This window comes from Pseudomonas sp. SDO5591_S426 (assembly GCF_054070755.1).
This window is the reverse complement of sequence record NZ_JBSVXD010000019.1, coordinates 44,689-52,482: the sequence shown is the minus strand read 5'-3', so window position 1 is coordinate 52,482 and position 7,794 is coordinate 44,689. Positions and strand designations below refer to the sequence as shown.

12 protein-coding genes are annotated in these 7,794 nt (G+C 59.9%); 4 read left to right on the top strand and 8 right to left on the bottom strand.

Features of this window, described 5'->3' with window-relative positions:
* Positions 1 to 93: 93 nt before the first annotated feature.
* Entirely contained in the window at positions 94 to 588 is a 495-nt protein-coding gene (locus ACW9JC_RS06730) for a SprT family zinc-dependent metalloprotease (protein ID WP_338582494.1), read from the bottom strand.
* 154 nt (positions 589 to 742) lie between these two features.
* Complete coding sequence (locus ACW9JC_RS06725; protein WP_338582493.1) at positions 743 to 1,345, bottom strand: Yip1 family protein; 603 nt, start codon at positions 1,343 to 1,345, stop codon at positions 743 to 745.
* Between the two features lie 268 nt (positions 1,346 to 1,613).
* Between ACW9JC_RS06725 and ttcA the strand changes: the two genes are divergently transcribed.
* On the top strand, positions 1,614 to 2,438 hold the full coding sequence (gene ttcA, locus ACW9JC_RS06720) for a tRNA 2-thiocytidine(32) synthetase TtcA (RefSeq protein ID WP_217873618.1): 825 nt from the start codon (positions 1,614 to 1,616) through the stop codon (positions 2,436 to 2,438).
* 129 nt (positions 2,439 to 2,567) lie between these two features.
* The gene (locus ACW9JC_RS06715; protein ID WP_457454281.1) at positions 2,568 to 3,242 is read left to right on the top strand and encodes a DNA-3-methyladenine glycosylase I; all 675 of its coding nucleotides are present in this window, start codon (positions 2,568 to 2,570) and stop codon (positions 3,240 to 3,242) included.
* Between the two features lie 114 nt (positions 3,243 to 3,356).
* Here ACW9JC_RS06715 and ACW9JC_RS06710 read toward each other — a convergent pair whose 3' ends face one another.
* The 3 genes from ACW9JC_RS06710 to arsC are packed head-to-tail and all read right to left on the bottom strand — an operon-like array spanning position 3,357 to position 4,731.
* A complete protein-coding gene (locus tag ACW9JC_RS06710) occupies positions 3,357 to 3,782 on the bottom strand; it encodes a DUF2069 domain-containing protein (protein ID WP_457454280.1) in 426 nt (141 codons plus the stop codon).
* A gap of 2 nt (positions 3,783 to 3,784) precedes the next feature.
* Complete coding sequence (gene wrbA, locus ACW9JC_RS06705) at positions 3,785 to 4,381, bottom strand: NAD(P)H:quinone oxidoreductase (protein WP_338582490.1); 597 nt, start codon at positions 4,379 to 4,381, stop codon at positions 3,785 to 3,787.
* Complete coding sequence (arsC, locus tag ACW9JC_RS06700) at positions 4,378 to 4,731, bottom strand: arsenate reductase (glutaredoxin) (RefSeq protein ID WP_416129719.1); 354 nt, start codon at positions 4,729 to 4,731, stop codon at positions 4,378 to 4,380. Before arsC ends, wrbA begins: the two co-directional genes overlap by 4 nt.
* 114 nt (positions 4,732 to 4,845) lie before the next feature.
* Here arsC and ACW9JC_RS06695 point away from each other — a divergent pair, with 114 nt between their 5' ends.
* A complete protein-coding gene (locus ACW9JC_RS06695; RefSeq protein ID WP_338582488.1) occupies positions 4,846 to 5,313 on the top strand; it encodes a TlpA disulfide reductase family protein in 468 nt (155 codons plus the stop codon).
* Positions 5,314 to 5,402: 89 nt separating this feature from the next.
* Here ACW9JC_RS06695 and ACW9JC_RS06690 read toward each other — a convergent pair whose 3' ends face one another.
* Together ACW9JC_RS06690 and ACW9JC_RS06685 are read right to left on the bottom strand one after the other, a co-directional pair.
* Positions 5,403 to 5,807 (bottom strand): META domain-containing protein, encoded by a 405-nt coding sequence (locus ACW9JC_RS06690; RefSeq protein ID WP_457454279.1) that lies wholly within the window; start codon positions 5,805 to 5,807, stop codon positions 5,403 to 5,405.
* Complete coding sequence (locus ACW9JC_RS06685; protein ID WP_007988765.1) at positions 5,807 to 6,241, bottom strand: hypothetical protein; 435 nt, start codon at positions 6,239 to 6,241, stop codon at positions 5,807 to 5,809. Before ACW9JC_RS06685 ends, ACW9JC_RS06690 begins: the two co-directional genes overlap by 1 nt.
* A gap of 134 nt (positions 6,242 to 6,375) precedes the next feature.
* On the opposite strand from ACW9JC_RS06685, the gene ACW9JC_RS06680 reads away from it, so the two are divergent.
* Positions 6,376 to 6,774: a hypothetical protein gene (locus tag ACW9JC_RS06680; RefSeq protein WP_457454278.1), complete on the top strand. Its 399-nt coding sequence runs from the start codon at positions 6,376 to 6,378 to the stop codon at positions 6,772 to 6,774.
* A gap of 5 nt (positions 6,775 to 6,779) precedes the next feature.
* Here the strand turns inward: ACW9JC_RS06680 and ACW9JC_RS06675 are convergent, their stop codons facing one another.
* Positions 6,780 to 7,769 (bottom strand): 2-hydroxyacid dehydrogenase, encoded by a 990-nt coding sequence (locus ACW9JC_RS06675; protein WP_457454277.1) that lies wholly within the window; start codon positions 7,767 to 7,769, stop codon positions 6,780 to 6,782.
* Positions 7,770 to 7,794: the final 25 nt, after the last annotated feature.

Here is a 7,794-nt window from a genome sequence, read left to right as displayed (position 1 = left end):
GGTTGGGGTCGTTCACAAATTTTATGCACAAAACCAATACCTGTGGGAGCGGGCTTGCCCGCGATGAGGCCGGTTTGGGCACAAAAAATCCAACTACTCGACCCGCATCTCCCCACTGAACACCAAGGTACTGCGACAGCGCCGACACAAATACCGCCGCCCCTGCCGCACCAGGCCATGACGCTGTGACGAAAACGGAAAATCACTGTCAGGGCACGGGCACTTATAGATGTAGCGGGTCACGCTGCGGCGTTTGACGTCGTAGGTGTGGCAACGATTGGGCGGCAGTTCGTACACGCCGCGCATGATCAGTTGCCACTCTTCACCGTGGGGCTGGATGCGGTCGCCGAACAGTTGATGGGCGATCAGGTGTGCGACTTCATGGGCCACGGTCTGCTTGAGGAAGTCTTCGGTGTTTTCCCGGTACAGCTGCGGGTTGAAGCGCAGCAGGTTCTCGTGCAAATGCGCGACACCGGCTTTTTGCCCGCGCAGCTTGAGGCTCACCACGGGGCGCTTGAAAGGTCGTTTGAAAAAGGATTCGGCTTGTTGGAAACAGTCTTCGACGCGGGTATTGAGTTGCTCGGGCATGCTTGATGGATCTCCAGAGACGTCGAGTATGCCGCAACCCCGGGGCCTTGCGAATCGCCAAGGCGCCGAATGGTCGCGACCGTTTCTGTTGCTCAAGCAGTAAAAGGCCGCCTTGCGGCGGCCTGTGTCGGCAGACTCTAGTTATTCTGTGCAGTCAGTTCGTATAGACCGGCCCCACGCCGAGTCCCCAGACAATCACGGTGAACGCCATTATGGCCACCAGCACCACCAGGCCTACGGCGAGCACCGAGCTGGAAAACAGGAATCCCTCGTCAGATGGAATGTTCATGAAGGTCGGTAACCCGACATACAGCAGGTAGACGGTGTAGCAGATCGCCGCAGTGCCGATGATCATCCCCAGCCACAAGTGTGGATACAGTGCCGCCACACCGCCAATGAACAGCGGAGTCGCGGTGTAGGTCGCGAACGCCACGCAACGGGCCAGGCTGGGGTTGGCATCATAGGTGCGGGCCATCCAGTGAATGAATGCCCCCATCACTGCAACTCCCCCGAGCATCGCCAGGTAGGACATGACCGACATCCATAGCGCACTTTCCATCGTCAGCATCACCGGTGCGCGATTGCCGATGACCCAACCGACCTGCGTGGTGCCTATGAACGCCGACACCGCAGGGATCGCCGCCAGAATCAGTGTGTGAGTCAGGTACATGTGGCTGATGCTTTCCTCCTGGTCGCCGCGGATTTCTTTCCATTCTTGGTCAGGGTGGGTGAAGAGCCCCACTACGTGATGGATCATGCCAGTCACTCCTCTTGTTTTTACCGTCGCCCCCCAGTGGAGCGCCTACGGGCCAATGGCCAAGTAAGTAATAGGTCTGGAATTCGAATGCGACCTTATGTCGCAGTATAGGAAGGTCTTAACCGCACAAGGAGCAGGGGCTTAGAGCAAATTGCGCTGTAAAGCAGCGGGGTAATCGCTGAAGGGTCTGTAGACCATAGACTCTTCGCCCTGCGAGTGTTTTTGCGTAAAATGCCCGCCTTTCGTCACACCTCACGGATTTCGCGTCATGGGCACTCTTACGGTCAACCAGAACAAACTGCAAAAGCGCCTTCGCCGTCAGGCCGGTGAGGCGGTTGCCGACTTCAACATGATTGAAGACGGCGACAAGGTCATGGTCTGCCTGTCCGGTGGCAAGGACAGCTACACCATGCTCGATGTGCTGATGCACTTGCAGAAGGTCGCGCCGATCAAGTTCGAGATCGTGGCCGTGAACATGGACCAGAAGCAGCCGGGCTTCCCTGAGCATGTGCTGCCGGCCTACCTCAAAGAGCTAGGCATCGAGTACCACATCGTCGAGAAAGACACTTATTCGGTGGTCAAGGAACTGATTCCGGAAGGCAAGACCACCTGCTCGCTGTGCTCGCGCCTGCGTCGCGGCACGCTGTACACCTTCGCCGACGAAATCGGCGCGACCAAAATGGCCCTCGGTCATCATCGCGACGACATCGTCGAGACGTTCTTCCTGAACATGTTCTTCAACGGTTCGCTCAAGGCCATGCCGCCTAAACTGCGGGCCGATGACGGTCGCAACGTGGTGATCCGCCCGTTGGCCTACTGCAACGAAAAAGACATCCAGGCCTACTCGGACCTCAAGCAATTCCCGATCATCCCGTGCAACCTCTGCGGTTCCCAGGAAAACCTGCAGCGTCAGGTGGTCAAGGACATGCTCCAGGAGTGGGACCGCAAGACGCCGGGGCGCACCGAGAGCATTTTCCGCAGCCTGCAGAACGTGATCCCGTCGCAACTGGCGGACCGCAACCTGTTCGACTTCACCAACCTCAAGATCGACGAGACGGCGGCTTCGCGCTTCGTCAATGTGGTCAACCTCTAAACACGATTACTGTGGGAGCCAGCCTGCTGGCGATGGCGGTGTGTCAGACACATCATTGTTGACTGACACCCCTTCATCGCCAGCAGGCTGGCTCCCACAGGTTTTTCGTTTCTATCCTCAGGAGAGGGCATGCGCGACTACAAGTGGCTGAACGAATACTGCTTGAACCGTTTCGGTTCGGCAGCTGAACTGGAAGCCCATCTGCCCGTTCCCAAAACTCCGGCACAACTGCGCGACATCACCGACGATCGTTACCTCTCGACCATGGCGTTGCGGGTGTTCCGCGCCGGGCTCAAGCACAGCCTGGTGGATGCCAAGTGGCCGGCCTTCGAAGAAGTGTTCTTCAAGTTCGACCCGGAAAAAGTCGTGCTGATGAGCGCCGAACATCTCGAACGCCTGATGCAGGACGCGCGGATCATCCGCCACTTGGGCAAGCTCAAGAGCGTGCCACGCAATGCGCAGTTTGTGCTGGATGTCGCCCACGAGAAGGGCAGCTTCGGGGCGATGATCGCCGAATGGCCGGTGACCGACATCGTCGGCCTCTGGACCTTCCTGAAAAAGCGTGGCCATCAGTTGGGCGGTTTGTCGGCGCCGCGTTTCCTGCGCATGGTCGGCAAGGACACCTTTGTGCCGAGCTACGACGTGGTGGCGGCGTTGAACGCGCAGAACATTATCGACAAAGTGCCGACCAGCCTGCGTGACCTGGCGTTGGTGCAGGATGTGTTCAACCAGTGGTACGAAGAAAGTGGCGGGCGGCCGATGAGCCAGATTTCGATGATGCTGGCTTATACTGTCAATCATTGAGACCGGGTTGTACTCATCGCTGGCAAGCCAGCTCCCACAGAATCTCTGTTGAAACACAAATATGTGATCGACGTAAAAACCTGTGGGAGCTGGCTTGCCAGCGATGAGGCCAGATCAGGCGACGGAGACTTGGCCCTCGCCAGCCAACTTGCGGTTCAACTGATATCGCCACCGCACATACAACAGCGCCGAACAGAATACCGCCAGGCTCGCACCCATCTCCAGCAAACCGAAAACCTGCCGGTTCGGGTCATACGCCGCCAGTGCGCCCTTGATGAAATACAGGTTCACCACAAAGCACATCCATGAATGCCCGCGCGGGCTGCCGATAATCATCCCCGGCGCCAGTATCAGCAGCGGCACCAGTTCGATCAGCAAGATCACCCATGGCCGCGCGCCGTGCAGATCGGCGACCAGCAGGTAGTAAACGCACAGCAGCCCCACCAGACCCAAAAAACACAACAGGCTGATCACGCGCATCGCCCGGACGCGGGGTTTGAGCCAATCGACGGCGGGCAGGATCTTCGGCTTCTTGGCCACGCTCAGCCCTCCAGCTTCTGTGCAGTCTTTGCCAGGCGCATGCCCAGCGCGCGGCACAGCGCCACTTCGTGTGAATCCAGACCGCTTTTGCCATCAGCCCCGGCGTGGTGGCTGGCGCCATAGGGCGTACCGCCGCCCTGGGTTTCCAGCAATGCCGATTCGCTGTAGGGCAGGCCGGTGATCAGCATGCCGTGGTGCAGCAACGGCAGCATCATCGACAGCAGGGTGGTTTCCTGGCCGCCGTGCAGGCTCGCCGTGGAAGTGAACACGCCGGCCGGTTTGCCCACCAGCGCGCCGGTCAGCCACAGGTTGCTGGTGCCGTCGAGGAAGTATTTGAGCGGCGCCGCCATGTTGCCGAAGCGGGTCGGGCTGCCGAGGGCCAGGCCTGCGCAGTTTTTCAGGTCGTCGAGGCTGGCATAGAGCGCACCTTCGTCCGGAATGTCCGGCGCCACGGCTTCGCACTCGGTGGAAATCGCCGGCACCGTGCGCAACCGCGCTTCAAGGCCGGCCTGTTCCACGCCTCGGGCAATCTGCCGGGCCATTTCGTTGGTCGAGCCGCTGCGGCTGTAATACAGAACCAGAATGTACGGCGCACTCATGGCAACAATTCCAGGATCTGCTCCGGCGGACGGCCGATGACGGCTTTGTCGCCGACTTCGAGAATCGGTCGCTCCATTAGTTTCGGGTGGGCGGCGATGGCGGCGATCAATTGCGCCTCGCTCAGATTGCTGTCGGCGAGGTTGAGGGTTTTGTACTCGTCCTCGCCGGTGCGCAGCAATTGCCGGGCGCTGATCCCGAGTTTGCCCAGCAGACTCTGAATCTGCGCGGCGTCCAGCGGGGTTTCCAGGTAGCGGACCACGGTCGGGGTCAGGCCACGGGCTTCCAGCAATTCGAGCGCTCCGCGGGATTTCGAGCAGCGCGGGTTGTGATAAAGCGTCAGATCGGTCATGTGCGGGTCGCATCTTGCGTAAGGTGGCGGCTATTCTAACCGTGCAGCGCGCATTCCAGAACCGCGAGAGGCGATGGGTCGCAGGCGCATTCAATTTTTGACAAGGAACACGACATGACAAGGCGACTGGCAGCGGCATTGACGATCATCGGGGCGTTGATGCTGGGGGGCTGCGGTAACGACTACGGGATCGATCAGAACGGGCAGAAGGTCGCCGCCGAGCGTCTGGACGGTAAATGGCTGGTGCTCAATTACTGGGCTGAATGGTGCGGCCCGTGCCGTACCGAGATTCCGGAGTTGAACACCTTGGCCGAGCAGCTCAAGGACAAGAAGATCGGTGTGTTCGGCGTCAACTTCGACAATGTGCAGGGCGAAGAACTGAAAGGCGCCAGTGAAAAACTTGGTATCAAATTCACTGTGCTGGCGCAGGACCCTTCCGAAGTGTTCGAACTGCCGCGCAGTGAAGCGCTGCCGGTGACCTACATCATCGATAACAAGGGCAAGGTGCGCGAACAGTTGATGGGCGAACAGACGGCGGCGGGGGTGATGGCGAAGCTGGAGGCGTTGCAGGCCAAGAATTAAAGCAAAAGATCGCAGCCTTCGGCAGCTCCTACAGGGTGTACGAAAATCCATGTAGGAGCTGCCGCAGGCTGCGATCTTTTCAAAGGGACTCAACCCTCTTCAAGCCACCAGCGCAGCGGCTTGCCTTCGGCCGGCCAGAAGCGCATCTGCTCGATCGACGAGACGTCCCAACGCTGCACGCCCTCCAGCGCCTGAAGGAAGCGTTTTTCCTGCTCCATCAGCGCTGGCGCGCACAGTTTGCGGGTGCTGCCGATCTTGCCGAAGCTCAGCTTTTTGCCTTCCAGGGTGTACGGCGCGAACCAGTGGTTGCAGCCGCCGTTGCCGTAGGCGCGACCGTCTTCACCGAGGGTGATGGTCAGGTGGCTGTAATCCATCAACGGCCGCTCGCCGATCCACTCCAGAATGTAGCTGCGGTTTTGTTGCAATTGCACAGGCTCGGCGGCACAACCCAGCAGGCTTGCACCGACCATACCGGCCAGGGCGAGGCGTTTCATCACGCGGGCTCCTGACATTTCGGGCACAGGTGTTTTTCGCCGACGGTGGTCCAGCCCAACTCGGCAATCCGCGCGGTGGCGGCAGGCTTTTCGGCCTTGTTGCCCAGCTTGGCGTCGACCGCGAACTCGAAGCTCAACTCTTTGGCGCAGCTGTCGCAGTTCACTTGCCAGGTGTGGATCGCCAACTCGCCGAACACCGGACCGCTGGCCACCGCGACCCATTGACCGGGCGGGTTGATCAAGTGGCGAACCGTTTCGACGGTCAGGCGCATGGACAAGTCCTTGGCACCTTTGAGGGTCACTACCAACACGTCGTTGTTACGAATCGAGCCGCCGTTGCCGGTGACTTGATAACGCCCCGGCACCAGGGCGCGGCATTCGGTGAGGGTGTGTTGCGGGTTCATCAGGCTGTAGCGGAAATCGTGTTCGACCATGGGTCCTCCAAATATGCGCGATATGCTAGCACGGGCTTGCGCGCAGCATGGCGCAGGCAGATGACCTTCGATCAGGTTCAATTTAACGGTCGAGTCATGGCACACTGCCGCTTTTGCATCCCTAAGGAATGGACATGGCGTTAATCGAGTGTTTTGAATGCAAGCAACGCATCAGTTCAACGGCGCCTGCTTGCATTCATTGCGGTGCGCCAGCACAGGCAGGGCAAGCGACAGCCTCGCCGCAGGAAACAGTGATTTCGTTCGGGCGGTTACCCACCAATGAAAGTGTGCCGCGGGTGACACCTGCGGCGTTTGGGCGTCGACGCAAACTCGAAGCTGAACCTGAACCTCAAATCCAGGCCCCGGTTGCAGCGCCCGCAGGACCGCGCCCGGTAGAACTCTGGCTGAAGATCATGGTGTTTTTGCTGCCGCCGTTTTTTGTCTGGTTCCTGCTGCGCCCCGGGCATAGCTGGCTGGCGCGTTTGCTCGGTTTTGGTTGGCTGGGGCTGATGATTGTTTTGTCGAAAGCCTGAGCCGATCAGCCCTCGACCTGATTCTGTAGCGTACCGGCCGCCCACGCTGCGATGTTCTGCAAGGTGGTTGCGGCAATCGCGCCCAGGGCTTCGCGGGTCAGGAAGGCTTGGTGCGCGGTGATGATCACGTTGGGGAACGTCAGCAGTCGCGCCAGGACATCGTCCTGCAAGGGCAGGTCGGAACGGTCCTCGAAAAACAGCTGCGCCTCCTCTTCATAGACGTCCAGCCCCAGATAACCCAACTTACCGTTCTTCAACGCCTCGATCAGCGCCGGTGTGTCCACCAGACCGCCGCGACCGGTGTTGATCAGCATCGCCCCCGGTTGCATGTGCGCCAGTGATTCGCGGTTGATCAAATGTTTGCTCTGTTCATTGAGCGGGCAGTGCAGGCTGATGATCTGCGATTCGGCCAGCAGTTGCGGCAGGCTCAGATAACGGGCGCCCAGCGCTTCGACCTGAGGGTTTGGGCATGGGTCATACGCCAGCAACTGGCAACCGAAGCCGTTCATGATTTTGGCGAAGGTCGCGCCGATCTGCCCGGTGCCGACCACGCCCACGGTCTTGCCCACCAGATCGAAACCGGTCAGCCCATGCAGGCTGAAATCGCCTTCGCGGGTGCGATTGTAGGCGCGGTGCAAACGGCGGTTGAGTGCCAGGATCAGCGCCACCGCGTGTTCGGCCACGGCATGGGGCGAGTAGGCCGGAACGCGCACGATCGCCAAGCCCAGGCGTTTGGCCGCTGCCAGGTCGACATGGTTGTAACCGGCCGAGCGCAGGGCGATCAAGCGTGTGCCGCCGGCGGCCAGACGTTCGAGCACCGGGGCGCTGAGGTCATCATTGATGAAGGCGCAGACCACTTCGTGATGCTCGGCCAACGCTGCCGTATCGAGGCTCAGTCGTGCCGCTTGAAAGTGCAACTCGATGCCCGAGGGCAAGTCGGCGGCAAGAAAACTGTCGCGGTCGTAGGTCTGGCTGCTGAAAAGAATCGTGCGCATGCTGTCCTCTTGAACACTGATGTCC

Coding starts and splice junctions, on each gene's coding strand:
- ACW9JC_RS06715 (WP_457454281.1), top strand. CDS start 2,568: ATGCGCGACTACAAGTGGCTGAACGAATACTGCTTGAACCGTTTCGGT.
- ACW9JC_RS06730 (WP_338582494.1), bottom strand. CDS start 588: ATGCCCGAGCAACTCAATACCCGCGTCGAAGACTGTTTCCAACAAGCC.
- ACW9JC_RS06725 (WP_338582493.1), bottom strand. CDS start 1,345: ATGATCCATCACGTAGTGGGGCTCTTCACCCACCCTGACCAAGAATGG.
- wrbA (WP_338582490.1), bottom strand. CDS start 4,381: ATGAGTGCGCCGTACATTCTGGTTCTGTATTACAGCCGCAGCGGCTCG.
- ACW9JC_RS06685 (WP_007988765.1), bottom strand. CDS start 6,241: ATGGTCGAACACGATTTCCGCTACAGCCTGATGAACCCGCAACACACC.
- ACW9JC_RS06690 (WP_457454279.1), bottom strand. CDS start 5,807: ATGAAACGCCTCGCCCTGGCCGGTATGGTCGGTGCAAGCCTGCTGGGT.
- ACW9JC_RS06680 (WP_457454278.1), top strand. CDS start 6,376: ATGGCGTTAATCGAGTGTTTTGAATGCAAGCAACGCATCAGTTCAACG.
- ACW9JC_RS06695 (WP_338582488.1), top strand. CDS start 4,846: ATGACAAGGCGACTGGCAGCGGCATTGACGATCATCGGGGCGTTGATG.
- ttcA (WP_217873618.1), top strand. CDS start 1,614: ATGGGCACTCTTACGGTCAACCAGAACAAACTGCAAAAGCGCCTTCGC.
- ACW9JC_RS06675 (WP_457454277.1), bottom strand. CDS start 7,769: ATGCGCACGATTCTTTTCAGCAGCCAGACCTACGACCGCGACAGTTTT.
- arsC (WP_416129719.1), bottom strand. CDS start 4,731: ATGACCGATCTGACGCTTTATCACAACCCGCGCTGCTCGAAATCCCGC.